Raw genomic sequence first — 19,265 nt, 5'->3', positions numbered from 1 at the left:
GAAACGGGCCCTTCGCCGTCTGGGCCGGCCGAGCCGGCAGCGGTCGGATGCTCAGCCGAAGACCACGCAGGACGCCGCGGGCGCCTCGATCGATCCACCCTTGCGCGGCATGCCGGTGGCGGGGTCGACCGCGAACCAGGTCACGTCGCCGGAGCGTTCGTTGGCGACGTACAGGAAGCGGCCGGAGGGGTGGAGGGCGAGGGCGCGCGGCCAGGTGCCGCCGCACGGCACCGTCGCGACCAGTCGGAGCTCCTCGCCGTCGAGCGCGAGGACCGAGAGGACGTCCTCGCCCCGGGTGGCGATCCACACAAAGCGTCCGTCGGGCGAGACGACGATGCCCGACGGGTAGGCGTCGCCGTCCGCGGAGCCCGGCAGCACGGCGGTCTCGCCGAAGGGACGCAGCGCTCCTTCGGCGGCGTCCCAGCGGCAGAGGGTCACGGTCGGCGCGAGTTCGTTCACGACGTACGCGTGGCCGCCGCGCGGATGGAACGCGAGGTGACGCGGCCCCGAACCGGGCCGCAGCGCGGTCTCCCGGTGCAGCGCGAGGGTTCCGCCGTCCAGCGCGCACACCCGCACGGAGTCCGTGCCGAGGTCGACGCTCACCGCCCACCGGCCGCTGGGGTCCGGCTGCACCTGGTGGGCGTGCGGGCCCTGCTGGCGCTGGGTGTGCGGTCCCGAGCCCGCGTGTGTGAACACATGGGACGGGGTGTCGGTGAGGCGCCCGTCGGGCCGGACGGGCACGGCGGTGACGCTGCCGGAGCCGTAGTTGGCGGTCAGGACGTGGCCGTCGAGGAGGCTGAGGTGCGTGGGTCCGCTGCCGTCGATCCGCACCGGCGGGCCGATGAGTTCCGGGTTGTCGCCGGTCACGCGGTAGGCGGCCACGGCCCCGTCGGCCGTCTCGCTGACGGAGTAGAGCGTGCCGCCGTCCTGCGACAGCGCGAGATAGGACGGATCGGGTACGCCGTCCACGGCGCTCAGGACCGTCAGCGTGCCGGTCTGCTCGTCCACCGCCGCGGTGAGGACACCGAGACCTCCCGCGGCCGTGAACGACCCGATGAACGCCCGTGGTTGCCGCCTGACGCCGTCTGTCACTGCCGTCCCCTCTCGCTCTGCGCTGTCCGGGGCGACGGTAGCAGTCGAGGATCACCGGTCTAGACCAAGCCGGCGTTCTCCGCGGCACGTCGAGGCCGTACCCCGCGGCCCGGCCCCTCGATGCCGGGAGCGACCGTCGAGGGGGCGTCGGGGCCGGGGAGACGGAGCCCTCACGCCCCCAGGAGGCGGGAGCCGCGCAGCGGGGCGGCGAGGGCGGCCAGCGCCCGCTCCAGGCCGTGGAGGTGGGCGAGCGCCTGCTCGGCGCCGGGGTGGTGTCCCGGGGCGGTCGCGTGGGTCGGCAGGGCACGCTCCGGTACCGCGCCGACGAGGGTCTCCATCGCCGCCTCGACGCGCCCGCACGCCGCGGTGAGACGCGCGTCGTGCGAGGCGTCCGGATCGGCGGCGACGGCGGCGAGTCCGCGCGCCTCGCGGGCGCAGTCGTCGAGCAGCGCGAGGACCTGCCGGGCCCGCGCCTTGCGCGCGCGCAGCGGGTTCAGCGGGTGCACCAGGGGCGCGAGCGCCATCCGCACCCGCCCGAGAAGCGCTTCGAGCTCCGCCACGCGCGGCGCGGGGTCCGCCTCCGCGTCCCCGGCCAGCCGGCGCGCCGCCGCCGCGGTGCTGCCGTGCACCGCGTGCAGCGCCCGCTCCACCCAGCGGTCGGTGACCGCGTGCGTGGTGATCGGCAGGATCAGCGCGACGGCGAGCGCGGCGCCGAGCGCCCCGACACCGGTCTCGGCGAACCGCAGGGCGAGCAGCCCCGGGTGCAGCACGCCGAGGAGCCCGTACAGCAGTCCCGCCATGACGGTGACGAAGAACATCATCCAGCTGTACGAGGGGGCCGCGGTGTAGAAGATGCCGAAGACGCAGACGGCGACGAGGGAGGCGGTGGGGGCCGGGGCACCGTGCAGCGGGACGGCGATCAGCAGCCCGGCGCCGATCCCCGTGACGGTGCCGACGACGCGCCGGAAGCCGCGTACGAGCGTCTCGCCGCGCGAGGCGGTGTTGACGAAGATCCACCAGGCGGTGCCCACGGCCCAGTACCAGCGCTCGTGCGAGAGGAGCGGGCCCGCCGCGACGGCGAAGGCGCAGGCGGCCGTCGCCTGGAACGCCTGACGGGTGGCCGGGCGGTCGAGGCCGCGCCCGTCGAGCGGGGCGGGTACGGCGGGCGGCGGGGTACGCCGCTCGATGCACCAGAACCCGAAGCGGACCGCGGAGCAGGCGGCCAGCGACAGCGCGACGGCCGCGTACAGCTGCGGCAGCTGACCGGGCACGGCGTGCAGGAACTGGGTGGTGAAGAACATCATGAACGCGAAGATCCCGAGCGCGTGGCCGCGCGGCCCCCACCGGCGGGCGTACACCCCGCAGAAGATCACCGCGAGCCAGGTCGCGTCGCGCAGTGCCGGCACTCCGTGCAGGGCGGTCGCGACCGCGAGGACGGGGAAGCCGACCACCGGCAGCTGTGCGGTGGTGACCGCCTGGCCGCGCACCGTGCCGTCGCCGACGGTGAACAGGGCGAGCAGCGCCGCCAGCCCGCCCGTGATGGAGGCGGGCAGGGACAGGCCGGCCAGTTCCGACACGGTCACGGCGAGGCCGATGCCGAGCACCGCCCGCAGCGAGACCCGCAGCCGGAACAGTCCCGGATCCGGAGCCTTGAACATCTTCTTCACTGCCGGCAGCCCGCCCCCACTTCGCATCGACACAGCCCTCGGAAAGCCCTCGGGACATGGGAATGGCGCCGCGGGCACGGATCCGGCTTCATTGCCTGTCCTGCGCTGCGCGGCGCCATCAATGGCACCAAGGTAAACACCAGGTGGGCAGTGGCTCAACCGGCTGCCCGTTCACTGAGCCATTGGTACAGTCATCTCCGATCACTCGTGACAGCAGGAAGGCCAACGGACCATGGCCGTGGACGAACTCGACACCCGCATCCTGCGGCTCCTTCTGGAGCAGCCGCGCACCAGCGTGCGTGAGTACGCCCGCATCCTGGGCGTCGCCCGGGGCACGCTGCAGGCCCGCCTCGACCGCCTGGAGCGGGACGGGGTGATCACGGGGACCGCTCCCGCCCTCTCCCCCGCGGCGCTGGGCCACCCCGTCCTCGCCTTCGTGCACGTCGAGGTCACCCAGGGCAACCTCGACGACGTGGGGGACGCGCTCGCCGCGGTTCCGGAGATCGTGGAGGCCTTCTCGATCACGGGCGGCGGGGATCTGCTGACCCGGGTCGTGGCGCGTGACAACGCGCACCTGGAGGACGTCATCCAGTCCCTGATCAGCCTGCCGGGTGTCGTCCGGACCCGTACGGAGGTGGTGCTGCGCGAGCGCGTGCCGCACCGGCTGCTGCCGCTGGTCGAGTCGATGGGCCGCGCGGCGGCGAACTGACCGGAGGGGAACCCGCCCCGCCGCCTCCGCCGCCCTCGGCATCGGGGAGGAACGGCACCGCCACGCCCGGACGGGCACCCTTCGTCCGGACGGACCCCCGGCCGACGGGCCTCCACCGGGTGGGCGGGCCTTGGCATGCTGGAGGCCATGAGCACCCTCGGCGGCACCTCGGTCGTCTTCGACCTCGACGGCACCCTGGTGGACAGCGAGCCGAACTACTTCGAGGCGGGCCGGCGGACACTCGCCGGGTACGGCGTCGACGACTTCACCTGGGCGGACCACGAGCGCTACGTGGGCATCAGCACCCGGGAGACGCTCCGGCTGTGGACGGAGCGGTACGGGCTCACGGCCCCGCTCGACGTGCTGCTCGCGGACAAGAACGGCCGCTATCTCGAACTGGCCCGCGCCGCCACGCGTGTCTTCCCCGAGATGCGGAGGCTCGTCGAGACGCTGGCCGGCGAGGGGGTCCCGATGGCCGTCGCCTCCGGCTCCACACGCGAAGCCATCGAGGCGATCCTGGCCGGCACGGGCCTGGACCGGTGGCTCACCACCGTGGTCTCGGCCGACGAGGTGGCCCACGGAAAGCCCGCACCCGACGTCTTCCTGGAGGCCGCGCGCCGCCTCGGGGTGTCACCGGCGGACTGCGTGGTGCTGGAGGACGCGGCCCCGGGCGCGGCCGCCGCGCACGCGGCCGGAATGCGCTGCATCGCGATCCCCTACGTGGCGGCCCAGGCGGACGATCCGGCCTTCGCCACGGCCGGCCTGCTGTTCCCCGGCGGCCAGGCCGAGTTCACCGCGCGAGGGGCTCACGACTGGCTCGTGCGCTCGGCCCGGCCACCCCGAACTCCCTGACGTATCAGGGCCGATGGCCCTTGGCGGCCCGGTCACGCCGACCACTGGCCACCCGCTCCGCTGCCCGCCGCGTGGTGCGCGGTGCCCGCCGCCCGGTGCGCGGTGCGCGGTGCGGTCCGACGGTGCGGGCGTCGGGGTTCGCGGTCGCGTCATCCCTGCTCGGGGCCTCGCAGTGGGGCCGGAATCGTCATTCCTGTCCGGTTCGCGCGCCCGGCGCGCTAGGGTCCACGTCCGGGCCGCGCGACGGGGCGCGGCTCCACCGGACCGGTCGGCTCCGCCGCTCCCGCGCGTGTGCTACCGCCCGGAATGCGGGGCACACGCACCCGTACGGGTGACGATCGGACGGCACCTGGACCGCACGGCAGCCCCACGGGGGAGGCCTGAGGAGAATCGTGCGGATCGTTCGCCGGCCCGGACGAGCACTGACGTGCAGGAGAGCTCTGGTAGTAGTGGCTCACCGCACGAGGGCCGGATGGAGGTGCGATGTCCACACAGACCCACCGCCTGACCATCACCGAGATCACCAGTTGCGACGACTGCGCGGTCCTCCGGGTCAGCGGCGAACTCGACCAGAGTTGCGAGGGGCTCTTCCTCCGCACGCTCGGCGCCAGCGTGGACGCCGGCCACCGCCATCTCGTGCTGGACGTGACCGCCCTCGTCTTCTGCGACTCCCGAGGGCTCAACAGCCTGCTGGCCATCCGGTGGCTGCTGGAGCGTCGTCAGGGACGGCTCGTCCTGGCCGGCGCGGGCCGCCGGCTCACCGAACTGCTGGCGCAGACCGGGAGTTCGGAGCTGCTGCCCACCCGGCTCACGGTCGGCCAGGCCCTGCTGGAACTGCCCGCCGAACACCGTCCCGTCTGGCCTCCGGCGCCGCCCCGTGCCGACGACCCGGCCACGCCCACTCCCGGACAGCCGCCGCGTCGCCCGTCTCCGCAGCAGCGCACCCGGGGCAGCGGAGGCGAGTGAGCGGACGCCCGCCCGTTCCGGGCTCCCTCGGCGTCCGGAACGGCACTCACAGCCGGTCGAGCTCCCCCGTCGTACGTCCCAGCCAGGTGACCGGGCCGGGGTCCGGCACGTCGATCTCGTGGAAGCCCAGCCGGTCGTAGAACGCCCGGGCCGGCCGGTTGGACGCCACCATCACCAGATGCACGGCCGGCACCCCACGGTCCCGCAGAGCCTGCAGCAGCTTCCGCATCAGCGCCCGGCCGTGGCCGCGCCCCTGCCACTCGGGGAGCAGGTCGATGTGCAGGTGGGCGGGGTACCCGGCGACCTCGGGGACGACCATCCGCTCGGGGTGGTGCAGCAGTCGGATCATCGCCGCGTCCGGCGTGTCCGGCTCCCCTGGCGGCAGCGGATGGCGGTCCGCGACCAGCGGCAGCCAGCGCGTGCGGAAGTCCTCCGCGAAACGAGGGGTGTCGGCGGCCCCGAGGACGTAACCCACCGCACTGCCCCGCCCGTCGTCCAGCACGAAGGCCAGCTCCGGCTCCAAGTGGACGTACGGGACCGCGAAGGTGGCGGGGAAGATCCCGGGATCCTCGTAGTGGGGTCTGCTGTCGCCGCCGTTGTGGGCGGTGCGGACGCAGATGTCCTCGAGGGCCGCGCGGTCCTCGGGACGGTACGGGCGTACGGCGGGAGACGGAGTCACCGCAGCATCCTGCACAGTTGGGAGCGCTCCCACAACTCCTTTTCCCCTGACGGGAATCGGCCCCGTCCGCCGGCGCGGCCCCCCTCATGTGCCGTCGGGACGCGGCTGCTTCGGGAGTGGCGGCTCAAGTCCGAGCAGGTGAAGGTACATCGTGGTGACGTCACGGACCGCGCTGTCGTACGTGTCGGGGGCCGCGGCGGTCAGCCGGGCGAACTCGACGCACATGCTGCCGACCGCGTGGGCGACGGCGAGCGGTTCGACGACCGGGGCGGCCCGGCCCTGCGCGGCCAGGCGGCGGATGTAGCGCGCGTGGCGGTGCACGGGTCGCCTGCGGGTCTCCCGCCACAGCTCGCGCACGAGCGGGTCGGTCCGGGCCTGCTGCTCCAGCAGGCCAAGGAGCGGCAGGTGCCGGGCATAGGCGGCGATGAAGGCGCCGACGGAGGCCTCGGCGACGGCGTACGCGTCTCCGGCGTCGACGCCGGGCACGTCCTGGGCGGCGAGGAACGCGTCCCTGACACGAGCCGCGAGGACGCGGAAGACCTCCTCCTTGGACGCGAAGTACACGTAGAAGCCGGCCCGCGAGACCTCGGCCTCCGCGGTGATGTCGGCCACCGTGGCGGGTCCGTAGCCAAGCCGGGCGAAGACGGTCTCGGCGGCATCGAGGAGGCGGCCCCGCGCGGGGGCGTCGGTGCGGTCGCGGGCGGTGCGGGTGGCCCAGGGCCGCCGCCCTGCCCGTTCTCCGGCTGTCACGCCGCGAGCATATTGACGTTGACGTCAATGTCAATGAGCATGGCGACGCCGACCACGGTCTCCGGAGGGGCTCATGGGTTCTGCCGCCGTACTCGTCGCCAACCGCGGGGAGATCGCCGTACGTGTCCTGCGGGCCGCGGCCGAAGCCGGGTTGCGCACCGTCGCGGTGTACGCGCCGGGTGACGACCTGCATGTCCGGTACGCGGACGAGGCGGTGCCGCTGGGCGGCGGCGGCTATCCGGACGCGGACGCCGTGCTGACCGCGGCACGCGGCTGCGACTTCCTCCACCCCGGTTACGGATTCCTCAGCGAGGACGCCGAGTTCGCCGGGCGCTGCCTGGAGCGGGGGGTCCGTTTCGTCGGCCCCTCCCCCGAGGTACTGGCCCTCTTCGGCGACAAGGCACGCGCGCGTGCGCTGGCCGTGGACCTCGGCGTGCCGGTGCTCGAAGGGACGGTCGGTGGCGCCGGCCTGGAGGAGGCGCGGGAGCTCCTCGCGGGCGGGCCGGTCATGGTCAAGGCGGTCGGCGGGGGCGGTGGCCGCGGCCTGCGGGTCGTGCGCTCCGCCGGGGAGCTGGCCGAGGCGTGGGAGCGGTGCCGTTCGGAGGCCCGACAGGGCTTCGGCCGAGCCGAGTTGTACGTGGAGCGGCTGCTGGAGGGCGCCCGGCACATCGAGGTGCAGATCGTCGGCGACGCCACCGGGGCCGTCACGCATCTGTGGGACCGGGACTGCAGCGCACAGCGCCGCCATCAGAAGCTGATCGAGATGGCTCCGGCGCCCGGACTCTCGGCAGGCGTACGGAAGTCGCTGCATGCGTGCGCCCTGAAGATGGCGCGGGCCGTGGGGTACACGGGGCTCGGTACCTTCGAATTCCTGGTTCGTGGCGAGGAGTTCCGGTTCATCGAGGCGAATCCGCGTCTCCAGGTGGAGCACACGGTCACCGAGGAGGTGACGGGCGTCGACCTGGTCGCCGTACAACTGGCGCTGGCGGCGGGCGGAACACTGGAGTCCCTGGGGCTGGCGGGTGAGCCGGTGGCGCCGCGCGGGCACGCGGTCCAGGCGCGGGTGAACGCGGAGGTGACGGCGGCGGACGGGACGGTACGCCCCTCGTCGGGCCGGCTGGCGCGCTTCGACGTGCCGACCGGGCCCGGTGTCCGGGTCGACACGGCCGCCCGGGCCGGAGTCGACGTGGGTGTCCGTTACGACTCGCTGCTGGCGAAGGTGATCGCCGTCTCGCCGCAGGGCCCGACGGCGGCCTGCGAGCGGGTCCGGCGGGCGCTGGGCGAGTTCGCGGTCGAGGGTGTCCGGACGGGGATCCCGCTGCTGCGGGCCGTTCTGGAGCGGCCGGAGTTCTGGGCGCACACCGGCTTCGTCGAGGAGCACCTGGCCGAGCTGGTTCCCGAGGAGGCGGCCCCCTCGCTCACCGGCGCGGGCGTGGTCGCACCCATGAGCGGCACGGTCGTCGGCGTCGACGTGGCACCGGGCGACCGCGTCCGCGCGGGACAGCAGTTGCTGGTGCTGGAGGCCATGAAGATGGAGCACGTGGTGCGTGCCCCGGTCTCCGGTGTCGTCCGGTCCCTGGGCACGCGCGTGGGCGACGCGGTGCGCGAGGGCGAATCCCTGGTCGAGCTGGACGAGACCGCCGATGCGTCCGCGGAGTCCGGGGCGGTCGAGACGGTGGATCCGGACGCGGTACGGCCCGACCTGGCCGAGGCGCGGCGCCGTCACGACATCGGTCTGGACGCGCACCGGCCCGAGGCCGTCGCCAAGCGCCGCGCGATCGGCCGCCGGACCGCCCGCGAGAACATCGAGGACCTCTGCGACGCGGGTACCTTCACGGAGTTCGGTGCCCTGGCGATCGCCGCGCAGCGCCGGCGACGCTCCCTGGACGACCTGATCCGCTCCACCCCGGCCGACGGCCTGATCACCGGCACCGGGCGGGTCGACGGTGCGCCGTGCGTGGCGATGTCGTACGACTACACGGTCCTGGCGGGGACGCAGGGGCACCAGAACCACCGCAAGACCGACCGGATGCTGGAGATCGCCGAGGAGCGGCGACTGCCGGTGGTGCTGTTCGCGGAGGGCGGCGGAGGCCGGCCCGGGGACACGGACACCACGTCCGTCGCGGGCCTCACCATCACGACGTTCCACCGGATGGGCCGGCTGAGCGGCTCGGTGCCGCTGGTCGGCATCGCCTCGGGCCGGTGCTTCGCCGGGAACGCGGCTCTGCTCGGCTGCTGCGACGTCGTGATCGCCACGCCCGAGGCGACGATCGGCATGGGCGGTCCCGCGATGATCGAGGGCGGTGGACTCGGGGTGTACCGGCCCGAGGAGGTCGGGCCGCTGTCGGTGCAGGTGCCCAACGGCGTCGTCGACGTGGCGGTGCGGGACGAGGCGGAGGCCGTGCGGGTGGCGCGCCGGTACCTCTCCTATTTCGGGGGTCCGCAGGACGAGTGGGAGGCGGCGGACCCGCGGTTGCTGCGGCATGCCGTACCGGAGAACCGACGGCGCGCGTACGACATGCGGGCGGCCGTGGCGGCGCTGGCGGACACCGGTTCGGTGCTGGAGCTGCGCCCGTCCTTCGGTGTCGGCGTGCTGACCTGCCTGGTCCGGATCGAGGGCCGGCCGCTGGGGCTCGTGGCCAGTAATCCGGCCCATCTCGGCGGCGCCGTGGACCGGGACGCGGCGGACAAGGCGGCCCGCTTCCTGCAGCTCTGCGACGCCTTCGGTCTCCCGGTCGTCTCGCTCTGCGACACCCCCGGCTTCATGGTCGGCCCCGACGCCGAACGCACCGCGACGGTACGGCACTTCGCCCGCCTCTTCGTCACGGGGGCGAACCTGCGCGTGCCCCTCGTCTGCCTCGTGCTGCGCAAGGCGTACGGGCTCGGCGCGATGGCCATGATGGGCGGCTCCACCCGCGCTCCGCTGGCCACGGCCGCCTGGCCGAGCGGCGAGTTCGGCGGTATGGGCCTCGAAGGCGCCGTCCGCCTCGGCTACCGAAAGGAGCTGGAGGCGATCCAGGACCCCGAGGAGCGGGGCCGCGCCTTCGAGGCCCGCGTCGCCGAGCTCTACGAACACGGCAAGGCGGTCAACGCGGCCGCCGCGCTGGAGATCGACGCGGTGATCGATCCCGCCCGGTCGCGGGAGTGGATCCTGGCGGCGCTCGACGGGCACGAGGGTGTCCGCCCGCGGGACGGACGGGGCTTCGTCGACACGTGGTGAGCCCCGTTTGCCTCCGAGGGGGACGGGCGGCAGCGTTTTCGGCGGAGCCGCGGGCGGGTCCCCGGCGCACCCAGGCGCCTCCGACAACCGCACCGCAGCCGACGGACGGCGCCCGGTGGCCCCACCGGGCGGGGGCGTACCGGTCTCCGAGGTACGGCGTGGCCCCACCCGGACAAAGGCGTACCGGCCTCCGAGGTACGGCGTGGTACTGCGCACCGGGGTGCCCCCACCCGAACAGGGGTGTACCGGTCTCCGAGGGACGGCGCCGTGCCGCGCACGGGGGTGGCACCCGGAGCGGGGCGTACCGCCTCGGCGGGACCGCCGCGCTGCGACCCCACCCGGTGGATCCCGGGGACCTCACTCCGGCCGGCCGTCACCGGCGGCGCACCCAGCGGCGTACCGCCTCCGCGCAGCCGCCGGGGCGGCCCGGGACGGCCTCGCCGGAGACGGCCGGCCCGTGCCGGTGGACCGGACAGGGGTGCACCGCTTCCCGAAGCCGCCGCGCGGGCGGGGGCGGGTGGTGGTTGTTTCCGCGGCGGGCGGTTACGAGCGTCGGCGGGGCTTGCCGCGCTTCGCGCCCTTGGCGCCGCCGGAACCAGCGCGCGGGCTCTTGCCGCCCGTGGGCTTGCGGCGGGCGTCCCCCTTCGGGGGCTGCTTCCGCTTCGGCTGCGCGGGCGTCGCGGCCGGGGCCGTGGACCGTCCGCGTGAGCTGTTGACGGTCCGGCCGCGGACGATGCCGATGAAGTCCTCGACCAGGTCGGTGGTCTTCTCCTCCGGCCAGGACAGCGCGACGCGTGATGCGGGGGCGTCCGACACCGGCCGGTAGGTGAGGTCCTTGCGGTGGTGCAGTCGGGCGAGCGACTGCGGGACGACGAGGACTCCGACGCCCGCTGCCACCAGTTCCACGGCGTCCGCGGTCGTCGCCGGTCGCTCGATCGCCGGCCGGCCGGGCAGGCTCTCCCAGTCGAGCACGTCGTCGAGGGGGTGCAGCACGAGCTCGTCGGCCAGGTCCTCGGCGGAGACCTCGTCGACGGCCGCCACGATGTGGTCCTTGGGGACCACGACCACCGTCGTCTCGGCGTACAGCGGGATCGCGCTGAGGTCCGTGCCGTCGACCGGCAGCCGGACGAACCCGGCGTCCGCGCCTCCGTCGCGCAACAGGTCGCCCGCTTCGGCGGCGGGCACCGCGACGAGGGTGAGGGGGACGCCGGGCAGGCGCTCGTTCCAGATCCGCACCCACTTGGTGGGTGTCACTCCCGGGACATACGCGAGCCGGAACGAGGGGGATGCTTCCGAGCCTGTCACCTGGCCAGGCTACCGGGCGTGGTCGGAGGGGGCGCACATGCTCGATACCCTGGACACCATGACGTCGCACCAGACCACCCAGACCATGAAGCCCGCCACCGCGGCGAAGAAGCTGGGTGTGTACCTCGAGGCCACCCCCGCAGAGTTCCAGGAGGGTGTCGTCTCGCGCACCGAGCTCAGCGCCCTGCAGGCCGATCCGCCGGAGTGGCTGACGGAGCTGCGGCGCACCGGCCCGCACCCCCGGCCGGTGGTCGCGGCGAAGCTCGGCGTCTCGATCGCCGGGCTCGCGCGCGGCGGCGTCACCGAGGCACTGACCACGGAGCAGATCGAGGCGCTGAAGCAGGAGAGCCCCGAGTGGCTGCGCCGGGAGCGCGCCACCCAGGCCGAGGTCCGCAAGGAGACCGTGCGCCTGAAGGAGAAGAAGGCGGAGCGCGCGAAGGAGTCCGGCGGCTCGCGTTCCTGACCCGCTCCCCCGCCCCGGCGGAGAGGGTTCGCCTCGTCGGGCGTGGGCCGCGGGTCAGCGCCTGACCAGGAGCGTGTGGACGGCGGCCGGTGAGGCGGCCGTCTCGGCCACCCGGTAGTCGCGTATCGCGTCCGCTACGTCGTCGAGCAGCCGCTCTCCCCGGCCGACGAGGAGCGGGACGACGGCCAGGTGCAGTTCGTCGATCAGACCGGCCCGCAGGTACTGCTGCAGCGTGGCCGCTCCCCCGCCGACGCGTACGTCCCTGCCGCCCGCCGCATCGAACGCCCGCTGCAGCACCGTGTCGACGGGCTCGTCGGTGAAGTGGAACGTGGTTCCGCCCGCCATCGCCACCGACGGCCTCAGATGGTGCGTGAGGACGAAGACGTCGTGGTGGAAGGGAGGGTTGTCGCCCCACCAGCCCGTCCAGGACGCGTCCTCCCACGGGCCGCGCTGGGGCCCGAACATGTTCCGGCCCATGATGGTGGCGCCGATGTTGCGCTCGGACCGTTCGACCCAGTCGATGTCGACGCCCTTCTTGCCGTCGGCGCGGTCCCGCAGGGCGTCGAACATCCACGTGTGCAGGCCGTCGATGCCGTCGCCGAACGGTGCCTCCAGGCGTTGCCCCGTTCCCGCGGCGAAGCCGTCGACCGAGACGGTGAGGTTGTGTCCACGCAGCTTGGGCATGAGGTGCTCCTCGGTCGGTTGTCTTCCACTCTCACCCCTGCGTCGAACGAGGGCACACCGCATCGACACCCGCCGCGAAAAGTCCTCCGGCCGAACGAAGGCGGCCCCCTCTCCGTCGTAGTGGTGAAGGCCCGGGACGGGGGCGCGGCAGGGCCCGGCCCCGGCCTTCGGCATTCACCCGAGCGGGAGCCGAGGGGCTCCCGGAGGAGGACATCCGATGGGAACGGTGCCGCACGCGAGCCGGGGCAGAGGCGTGTGGGCGGCGGTCGCGACGGCCGTCGTCGGGTCCGCCGTGGCCTGCACGGGCGTCGGCGGTGGTGGAGGTGGGGCCGCGTCGTCCTGCGCCTTCCTGGTCGAGTACGAGGGCCGGACGTACCAGGACGTGGCCGACGTCCCGTTCACGGTCGGGGAAGCGCTCGGCGAGGCGGTCGTCCCGGCGTGTGACGACACCCCGAACGACGGGGACGACGGCGTGCCGAGGTCCGCCACGACCGCCTACGCCGTGGCGGAGCTGGACCCCGCCATCGCCGTCGCCGTGGGAGACGAACCCGGCGACGTCCGCCTCGTCGTCGTCCGCCGGGGCGGTGAACTCCCTTCGGAGGTGAGGGAATTGATCGGCGGTCCCGGCGCCTCGCCTACCCCTTGACCGCGCCCGACGTGAGTCCCTGGACGATGTGGCGGCTGGCGAAGGCGAAGAGGAGCATCGTGGGCAGGATGGTGAGGACGGCCGCCGCGGACATCGAGCCCCAGTCGATGTTGAAGCTGGAGATGAACCCGTTCAGCGCCGTGGGGACGGTCTTGTTGCTGTCGCTGTTCATCAGGGTCACCGACAGGAACAGCTCGTTCCAGCAGTTGACGAAGTTGAAGATGAACGCGGCCACGATCCCGGGGCGCATCACCGGCAGCAGCACCCGGAACAGCGCGCCGAACCGGGAGAGGCCGTCGATCATGGCGGCCTCCTCCAACGCGTCCGGGATGTTCTCGAAGAAGCCGCGGAGCATCACCGTGCAGAAGGGGATGCAGACGGCGATGTAGACGAGGATGAGCCCGAGCCGGTTGTCGACCATCTTCAGGTCGGTCATGAGCAGGTAGAGGGGTCCCAGCGCGATGAACGTCGGGATCATCTGGGTGACCAGGGCGGCCATCAGCAGCGCGGACTTCGTGCGGAACTCGAAGCGGGCCAGGACGTACGCCGACAGCATCGAGATCGCCGTGGCGACCGCGCCCGCGACGGTCGCCACCACGAGGCTGTTGGTGAGATAGACACCGAAGTCGGCCTTGCCGAACAGCCCGCTGTAGTTCTCCAGCGAGAAGTGCTCGGGCCAGTAGGCGATCGGGAAGGCGAAGATGTCGCCGGGGGCCTTGAGCGAGGTGACGGTGATCCAGTAGAGCGGGAAGACGGCGAAGACGAGCCACAGCCCCAGGAAGGCGAATTTGGCGGCCCGTCCGGCCGTGGACTCCTTGCCGATCACGGCTTCACCTCTCGCTTCTCACGGGTGGCCAGCAGGAAGAAGACCGCGAACACCAGCAGCGTCGCGACCACGACGAGGCCGAGCGCGGAGGCCTTGCCGTAGTCGCCCTGCTGCGTGATCTTGATCATCCAGGTGGTCACGATGTGCGTCTCGTTGTTGGGTCCGCCGCCGGTCATCCCGAAGATCAGGTCGGGGAAGTTGAAGATCCAGATGACCCGCAGCAGCACAGTCAGCGCGAGCGTGACCCGGATGTAGGGAATGGTGATCTGGAACAGGGTGCGCACCTTGCCGGCCCCGTCGAGCGCCGAGGCCTCGTACAGCTCGTCCGGGATGGACTGCAGCGCGGCCAGGATCATGATCGTGAAAAACGTGACCCCGTACCAGACGTTGGCGACCACGACGGCGAACATGGCCGTCTTCGGGTCGGCGAGCCAGGCGACCGGTTCGTCGATCAGGCCGGCCTTCTGCAGCAGGTCGTTGACGACGCCGAACTCGCTGTTGAACATCCAGCGGAACAGGATGCCGATGAGGAACCCGGAGATCGCCCAGGGGAAGAACACCAGCGCCTGGTAGAGGCCTCGGAAGCGGAACTTCCGGCGCAGCCACAGGGCGAGGGCGAAGCCGATCACCAGTTGCGGCACGATCGACCCGAAGACCCAGACCGCGGTGTTGCCGAGGACGGTGCCCCAGGCCGGGTCGGCGAAGACGTCGTGGAAGTTCTGCAGGCCCACCCAGGAGGTATCGGTGAGATCCGACAGATTCCAGTGGCGGAAGGCCATCTGGCTGCCGGCGAGCATCGGGTAGTACGTGAAGACCGCCACGAAGACCGCGGCCGGCGCCATGAAGGCGGCGATGAGGAGCCCCCGGCGGGACGTGAACTCCGGCTTGCGGCGGCCCGGGGCCGCGCCACGGGCGGGCGGGCGGCCCCCCTTTCCCGAGGGCCCCGCCGTCCTCGTCTTCCTCACGTGTGTCGTGCTCGTCGCTTCGGACGCGGTCGGCATGACTAGTTCTCCTGCTGCCGCTTCTTGGTCCAGTACGCGTCCCAGCCGGCCAGGAGCTCCTTGGGTGTCGTCTTGCCGAGGACCAGCTTCTGGATGTCGGCGTCCGCCTTCTGCTGCCACTCCGTCCACCACGGGACGCCGCGCGGCTGGCTGACGTTGAGGTACTTCTCCGGGTGCTCCGTCATGGTGACGTAGCTGGACCACGGGCCGGTCTTGTAGAAGGGGTCCTCGGTGGCCGCCTGGAGGATGGGCACCAGGCTGTTCTTCTTCGTGAAGGTTGTCGACGCCTTGCCCTCGGAGAGGAACTCGACGAGCTTGAGCGCCTGGGCCTTGTGCTTGCTGCCGCTCGCGACGCCCCATCCGGCGGTGGCCAGCGGCTGCACGGTCTTGCCGCTGGGCCCCGCCACCAGCGGCGCGGTGTCCCACTGGTCCTTCCCGATCGCCTTGGACTCGGAGACGGTGGCGATCACTTCGGGGTCCTGCAGCAGGAAGGCGGTCGACCCGTTGGAGAAGCCCTCGACCATCTCCGGGTAGCCCCAGGAGACGGACGACTTCGGGGACGCCTGCTTGAAGAGCCGGAGGTAGGTCTCCATGGCGTCGAGGGCCTCGGGCGCGGAGAAGATCGTACTGCCGTCCTTCAGCTTGAAGCCGTCGGCGGGGTCGATCCGGTCGGCGACGTACGCCTCGATGGCCGCGGTGGCGTTGCTGTTGGCGTTGGCGCCGCCGCGGAAGGCGTATCCGTAACGGCGCTCGGCCGGGTCGTGGACGGCGGAAGCCTGCTTCAGCAGTTCCTGCCAGGTGGCCGGCGGCTTGGTGAATCCGGCGTCCTTGATCAGGTCGGAGCGGTAGAAGAGGCTCAGCCCGTAGAAACCGTACGGGACGAAGTACGTCCGGCCCTTGGTGTCCTGGGACGCCTTGACGGCGTTCTCCGTCATGGCGTCCCAGCCCTTCCAGCCGGTGAGGCCCTTCTTCATGTCGTACAGCCAGCCGTTGTTCGACCACGGGCCCACCGTGATGTCCCGGACCTCCAGGGTGTCGACACCACTGCCCGACTGGAGCATCTGCTGGATCTTCTGGTCGGCCTGCTCGGTGGGCGGCGAGATCAGATTGACCTTGATCTTGGGGTTCTGCTGCTCGAAGTCCGCTATGAGGTCCTTCAGCAGACTGGTGCGGGCGGGGTTCGTCAGGCTCTCGACCATGTTGAGGGTCACCGTGCCGCTGTCGCCGCCGCTCATGGCGGAACAGCCGGTCAGGACCATCGTGGCGGCCGTACCGAGGGCCAGGGCTGCCGTCCTTCTTTTCATCGTGCCGACCTCTTCCTTGGATCTGCCGCGCTGGCAGCGGCTTCGGGGACGGGGGGGCGGTGCTGCGCCGGCTACGACGCGTCGGACCGGGTCCGGGCTGCGCGGGCCCATTCACCGAGGACGGGGACACAGGTCTCGGCGAAGTACTCGTAGTCGGCGGGGGTGTTGTAGACGTGCGCGGACAGCCGCAGGTAACCCACGCCGCCGAAGCTGGTGAAGGCCGTCTCCACGCCCAGCTCTTCGGCCGCCCGGTCGCGCAAGGCGTCGGCTTCGACACGGCTGGCGGCCAGCCCGGCCGGCAGCCGCACCAGGCGCATGCCGGGCACCGGCATGCCGACGTCGACGGTGCCGGGGACGCCGGTCAGTTCGGCGAGGGCGTCGCCGACCACGGCTTCGGCGTAGCCGGCCAGGTCGTCCATGTACCGCCGGGCGGTGTCCCAGCCCCAGGTGCCGTCGATGAAGTCCAGGGCCGACGGCGCCGCAAGATAGCCGGTGGCGTCCACCGTGCCCTGCTGGTCGAAGCGGTCGGGGAACGGATCGGCGGCGGCCCACGAGTCGATCAGCGGGAAGAGCCGGTCGCGCAGCTCACCGCGGGCCACCAGGGCCGCGGTGCCGCGCGGCGCGCAGCCCCATTTGTGCAGGTTGCCGACCCAGAAGTCGCACGTCAGCCCGTCGAGGGGAGCCGCGAGGAGGCCCGGGGCGTGCGCACCGTCCACGAGGAGCGGGATGCCGAGCCGGCGCGCGTGCGCCCCGATGCGTTCCACCGGCATCCGGCGGGCGGTCGCGGAGGTGATGTGGTCGAGGACGACGAGGCCGGTGGCCTCGGTCAGCTCGGCGGCCACCGCCGCGCAGGCCCGTTCCTCGTCGGCGTCCAGGGGCACGTGCGCGGTGCGGACCCGGCCTCCCCAGCGGCGCGCCAGCCGCTCGGCGCCCATGGTGACGGCTCCGTAGCCGTGATCGGTGACGACGATCTCGCCTCCGGGGCGGTGCGGCAGACCGTTGAACACGACGCTGACTCCGGCGCTCGCGTTGGGGACGAGGGCGAGATCGTCCGCGGCGACCCGCAGGTACGCGGCGAGTTCGACCCGGGTGGCGGCGATCCGCTGCGGCAGCGCGGGGAACCACACCACCGGCGATCGGTCCATCTCCGCGCGCAGTGCGTTCTGCCGCTCCTGCGCCACCAGCGGGACCGCTCCGAACGAGCCGTGGTTCAGGTGCTTCATGGCGGGGTCCAGCGACCACGCCAGAGCGGCGGGCCGGCCGTCCGCAAGCAGCAGGGGGCGCGGGGCGGTGGTGACCTCGGTCTCGCTCACATGACTCCTCGTCCGCCGGACCTGACGGCCGCACGGGACACGGGAGCGCCGCACGAGACATCAGACTGTTGCCGGGATACGTATGATGACTCGGCATCCTGCACGGCATTTTCCGGCCGCGCAAGGGTCTTGCAGCCCAAGTCATCAGATGAATTGGTGAGGACTTATGCGGGACATCTGATGACTGACGCGGACTCGCTAGAGTGCACCGAGGGCTCGGCGACGCCGCCGGCCCGTCAGGGGAGGAGTCGGATGTCCGCAGTCGACAGGGCGTTCCACGGCCTACGGCACATGATCGCGACGGGTCGCCTCGTCGCGGGTGAGCGCATTCCGCCCGAGGGGGACCTCTGCGAGGAACTGGGCGTCTCCCGGGGGTCGCTGCGCGAGGCCGTACGGATGCTCGCGGCCCTGGGAGTGATCGAGCCGCGGCACGGCTCCGGTACCTATGTCTCCCCGCTCCGCCCGGAGGACGTGATCGGCAGCCTGTCGCTCACGCTCGAACTCCTGCCGCTGTCCGGCCTGTTGGAGGTGTACGAGATCCGGCGGGTCCTGGAGGCCCACGTCGCCGCCAAGGCCGCCGCCCGGCGCACGCCGGAGACGGTGCGGACGCTCTTCTCGCTCATCGACGCGATGGAGGCGACCGACGACCCGACCGAGGCCTCGGAGCTCGACCACCGTTTCCACGCCGAGATCGCCAGTGCGGCCGGCAACCCCGCCCTGGCGTCCCTGCTCTCGGTCTTCCGGGCCCGCTCCCGCAAGTACCAGGTGTTCACCCTTCCCGAGGGCCCCGAGATGCGGCGCAAGAGCGACGAGGACCATCGCGTCATGGCCACCACGATCGCCGACCGCGACCCGGGGGCCGCGGCCGGTGCCGCGGAGGCCCATGTCGCCCAGACCGAACGCTGGCTGCGCGCCTTCATGCCTCCCGTGGAGGAGGAGGACGACCCGGCGCCCGGCACTCCGGCCTGACGAGAGCCCGGCGGCAAAACGGAATGGGTTGCTCCGTGCGGGTGGTGCATCAGCCGGCGGCGTCGTAGCGTCGTCAGGGGACGACGGCCGACCGGGCACCACGCAGTCGGCGGAAGCCCGCGCGCCCGGCCTGCACGGCCGGGCGGACCATGCGGGGCCCGCGGACCCCGTGGCACCAGGTCAGGAGCGGACATGCCGAGAAACACGTTCAGGGCGGCGGTCTTGTTCTGTGCCGCCGCGTCGCTGGCGACAGCCACGGCCGCGGCCGCACCCGCGGCTTCGCCCCCGTCGGCGGACACCGCCGCCCGGCAGGTGCGCAGCCCGGTGCTCGTCGACTGCTTCACGCGCGCGCAGGTGCGCCCCACCGCGGTCATCCTCGCCTGCGGGGACGGCAACAGCCGCCTCTCCTCGATGCGCTGGACGCAGTGGGACGGGAACCGCGCGGTGGGCAGGGGCTTCAACGTGGTGAACGACTGCAAGCCGTACTGCGCGGCGGGCAAGTTCCACTCCTACCCCGTCACCGTGCGACTCGACCGCCCCCAGGACTGGAAGAAGAACCCCGGACTGTCCCATTTCACGCGGATGAACCTCGTCTACACCGACGGCAGGCCGGACGGGTTCGCGCGCACGGTCACCCTTCCCCTCTGGAACTGATTCCGCCCCGGCCACGACGAGTCGGGCGCTGAACTCGTCGAGGGGGGGGGGGGGGGGGGGGGGGGGGGGGGGGGGCCGGGGTGGGGGGCGGGGGGGGGGCGGGGAGGGGGGGGGGGGGGGGGGGGGGGGGGGGGGGGGGGGGGGGGGGCGGGGGGGGGGGGGCGG

Annotated in this window: 18 protein-coding genes; 8 read left to right on the top strand and 10 right to left on the bottom strand. The window is 72.7% G+C overall.

The genetic code is table 11. From position 1 onward, the window contains the following. Positions 1 to 51: 51 nt before the first annotated feature. Complete coding sequence (locus tag ACZ4NT_RS12775; protein ID WP_467725155.1) at positions 52 to 1,092, bottom strand: lactonase family protein; 1,041 nt, start codon at positions 1,090 to 1,092, stop codon at positions 52 to 54. Positions 1,093 to 1,262: 170 nt separating this feature from the next. After that, the gene (locus ACZ4NT_RS12770) at positions 1,263 to 2,750 is read right to left on the bottom strand and encodes an FUSC family protein (protein WP_467725154.1); all 1,488 of its coding nucleotides are present in this window, start codon (positions 2,748 to 2,750) and stop codon (positions 1,263 to 1,265) included. A 241-nt stretch (positions 2,751 to 2,991) separates the two neighbouring features. Between ACZ4NT_RS12770 and ACZ4NT_RS12765 the strand changes: the two genes are divergently transcribed. The 3 genes from ACZ4NT_RS12765 to ACZ4NT_RS12755 all read left to right on the top strand — a co-directional run bounded on the left by ACZ4NT_RS12765 (position 2,992) and on the right by ACZ4NT_RS12755 (position 5,286). After that, positions 2,992 to 3,468 (top strand): Lrp/AsnC family transcriptional regulator, encoded by a 477-nt coding sequence (locus ACZ4NT_RS12765; RefSeq protein WP_121408399.1) that lies wholly within the window; start codon positions 2,992 to 2,994, stop codon positions 3,466 to 3,468. Positions 3,469 to 3,615: 147 nt separating this feature from the next. Next, positions 3,616 to 4,320: an HAD family hydrolase gene (locus tag ACZ4NT_RS12760; RefSeq protein ID WP_467725152.1), complete on the top strand. Its 705-nt coding sequence runs from the start codon at positions 3,616 to 3,618 to the stop codon at positions 4,318 to 4,320. 483 nt (positions 4,321 to 4,803) lie between these two features. Continuing rightward, entirely contained in the window at positions 4,804 to 5,286 is a 483-nt protein-coding gene (locus ACZ4NT_RS12755; RefSeq protein WP_467725151.1) for an STAS domain-containing protein, read from the top strand. A 46-nt stretch (positions 5,287 to 5,332) separates the two neighbouring features. Here ACZ4NT_RS12755 and ACZ4NT_RS12750 read toward each other — a convergent pair whose 3' ends face one another. Then, complete coding sequence (locus ACZ4NT_RS12750; protein WP_467725149.1) at positions 5,333 to 5,965, bottom strand: GNAT family N-acetyltransferase; 633 nt, start codon at positions 5,963 to 5,965, stop codon at positions 5,333 to 5,335. Positions 5,966 to 6,049: 84 nt separating this feature from the next. Then, entirely contained in the window at positions 6,050 to 6,715 is a 666-nt protein-coding gene (locus tag ACZ4NT_RS12745) for a TetR/AcrR family transcriptional regulator (protein WP_121408402.1), read from the bottom strand. Positions 6,716 to 6,788: 73 nt separating this feature from the next. On the opposite strand from ACZ4NT_RS12745, the gene ACZ4NT_RS12740 reads away from it, so the two are divergent. Further along, on the top strand, positions 6,789 to 9,935 hold the full coding sequence (locus ACZ4NT_RS12740; RefSeq protein ID WP_467725147.1) for a carboxyl transferase domain-containing protein: 3,147 nt from the start codon (positions 6,789 to 6,791) through the stop codon (positions 9,933 to 9,935). Positions 9,936 to 10,478: 543 nt separating this feature from the next. On the opposite strand, the gene ACZ4NT_RS12735 is transcribed toward ACZ4NT_RS12740, so the two are convergent. Continuing rightward, positions 10,479 to 11,240, bottom strand: a complete 762-nt coding sequence (locus tag ACZ4NT_RS12735; RefSeq protein ID WP_467725146.1) for a LysR substrate-binding domain-containing protein — start codon at positions 11,238 to 11,240, stop codon at positions 10,479 to 10,481. Positions 11,241 to 11,298: 58 nt separating this feature from the next. Between ACZ4NT_RS12735 and ACZ4NT_RS12730 the strand changes: the two genes are divergently transcribed. Then, entirely contained in the window at positions 11,299 to 11,703 is a 405-nt protein-coding gene (locus ACZ4NT_RS12730; RefSeq protein ID WP_121408706.1) for a DUF5997 family protein, read from the top strand. A 54-nt stretch (positions 11,704 to 11,757) separates the two neighbouring features. Here the strand turns inward: ACZ4NT_RS12730 and ACZ4NT_RS12725 are convergent, their stop codons facing one another. After that, positions 11,758 to 12,387: a dihydrofolate reductase family protein gene (locus ACZ4NT_RS12725; protein WP_467725145.1), complete on the bottom strand. Its 630-nt coding sequence runs from the start codon at positions 12,385 to 12,387 to the stop codon at positions 11,758 to 11,760. Between the two features lie 217 nt (positions 12,388 to 12,604). Here ACZ4NT_RS12725 and ACZ4NT_RS12720 point away from each other — a divergent pair, with 217 nt between their 5' ends. Continuing rightward, on the top strand, positions 12,605 to 13,033 hold the full coding sequence (locus tag ACZ4NT_RS12720) for a DUF6281 family protein (protein WP_467725143.1): 429 nt from the start codon (positions 12,605 to 12,607) through the stop codon (positions 13,031 to 13,033). Here the strand turns inward: ACZ4NT_RS12720 and ACZ4NT_RS12715 are convergent. From ACZ4NT_RS12715 to ACZ4NT_RS12700, 4 genes are all read right to left on the bottom strand, one after another. After that, complete coding sequence (locus ACZ4NT_RS12715) at positions 13,023 to 13,859, bottom strand: carbohydrate ABC transporter permease (protein WP_467725142.1); 837 nt, start codon at positions 13,857 to 13,859, stop codon at positions 13,023 to 13,025. The genes ACZ4NT_RS12720 and ACZ4NT_RS12715 overlap by 11 nt on opposite strands. Continuing rightward, the gene (locus tag ACZ4NT_RS12710) at positions 13,856 to 14,860 is read right to left on the bottom strand and encodes a carbohydrate ABC transporter permease (protein WP_467725140.1); all 1,005 of its coding nucleotides are present in this window, start codon (positions 14,858 to 14,860) and stop codon (positions 13,856 to 13,858) included. The genes ACZ4NT_RS12715 and ACZ4NT_RS12710 overlap by 4 nt, the downstream gene beginning before the upstream one ends. A 2-nt stretch (positions 14,861 to 14,862) precedes the next feature. Beyond that, the gene (locus tag ACZ4NT_RS12705; protein WP_467725138.1) at positions 14,863 to 16,164 is read right to left on the bottom strand and encodes an ABC transporter substrate-binding protein; all 1,302 of its coding nucleotides are present in this window, start codon (positions 16,162 to 16,164) and stop codon (positions 14,863 to 14,865) included. Positions 16,165 to 16,235: 71 nt separating this feature from the next. Beyond that, positions 16,236 to 17,477: an aminotransferase class V-fold PLP-dependent enzyme gene (locus ACZ4NT_RS12700; protein WP_467725136.1), complete on the bottom strand. Its 1,242-nt coding sequence runs from the start codon at positions 17,475 to 17,477 to the stop codon at positions 16,236 to 16,238. Positions 17,478 to 17,729: 252 nt separating this feature from the next. Between ACZ4NT_RS12700 and ACZ4NT_RS12695 the strand changes: the two genes are divergently transcribed. Together ACZ4NT_RS12695 and ACZ4NT_RS12690 are read left to right on the top strand one after the other, a co-directional pair. Beyond that, a complete protein-coding gene (locus ACZ4NT_RS12695; RefSeq protein ID WP_121408410.1) occupies positions 17,730 to 18,446 on the top strand; it encodes an FCD domain-containing protein in 717 nt (238 codons plus the stop codon). 192 nt (positions 18,447 to 18,638) lie between these two features. After that, positions 18,639 to 19,100 carry a hypothetical protein gene (locus ACZ4NT_RS12690; protein ID WP_467725134.1) on the top strand — a complete coding sequence of 154 codons (462 nt, stop codon included), beginning with the start codon at positions 18,639 to 18,641 and terminating at the stop codon, positions 19,098 to 19,100. The last annotated feature ends 165 nt before the right edge of the window (positions 19,101 to 19,265 follow it).

It is taken from the genome of Streptomyces sp. NPDC026417 (assembly GCF_055567695.1).
This window is presented reverse-complemented; position numbering and strand designations above follow the sequence as displayed.

Excerpts from the sequence above, each read along its gene's own strand:
- ACZ4NT_RS12760 (WP_467725152.1), top strand. The coding sequence starts at position 3,616 with ATGAGCACCCTCGGCGGCACCTCGGTCGTCTTCGACCTCGACGGCACC.
- ACZ4NT_RS12710 (WP_467725140.1), bottom strand. The coding sequence starts at position 14,860 with ATGCCGACCGCGTCCGAAGCGACGAGCACGACACACGTGAGGAAGACG.
- ACZ4NT_RS12720 (WP_467725143.1), top strand. The coding sequence starts at position 12,605 with ATGGGAACGGTGCCGCACGCGAGCCGGGGCAGAGGCGTGTGGGCGGCG.
- ACZ4NT_RS12725 (WP_467725145.1), bottom strand. The coding sequence starts at position 12,387 with ATGCCCAAGCTGCGTGGACACAACCTCACCGTCTCGGTCGACGGCTTC.
- ACZ4NT_RS12730 (WP_121408706.1), top strand. The coding sequence starts at position 11,299 with ATGACGTCGCACCAGACCACCCAGACCATGAAGCCCGCCACCGCGGCG.
- ACZ4NT_RS12705 (WP_467725138.1), bottom strand. The coding sequence starts at position 16,164 with ATGAAAAGAAGGACGGCAGCCCTGGCCCTCGGTACGGCCGCCACGATG.
- ACZ4NT_RS12695 (WP_121408410.1), top strand. The coding sequence starts at position 17,730 with ATGTCCGCAGTCGACAGGGCGTTCCACGGCCTACGGCACATGATCGCG.
- ACZ4NT_RS12770 (WP_467725154.1), bottom strand. The coding sequence starts at position 2,750 with ATGTTCAAGGCTCCGGATCCGGGACTGTTCCGGCTGCGGGTCTCGCTG.
- ACZ4NT_RS12740 (WP_467725147.1), top strand. The coding sequence starts at position 6,789 with ATGGGTTCTGCCGCCGTACTCGTCGCCAACCGCGGGGAGATCGCCGTA.
- ACZ4NT_RS12765 (WP_121408399.1), top strand. The coding sequence starts at position 2,992 with ATGGCCGTGGACGAACTCGACACCCGCATCCTGCGGCTCCTTCTGGAG.
- ACZ4NT_RS12755 (WP_467725151.1), top strand. The coding sequence starts at position 4,804 with ATGTCCACACAGACCCACCGCCTGACCATCACCGAGATCACCAGTTGC.
- ACZ4NT_RS12690 (WP_467725134.1), top strand. The coding sequence starts at position 18,639 with ATGCCGAGAAACACGTTCAGGGCGGCGGTCTTGTTCTGTGCCGCCGCG.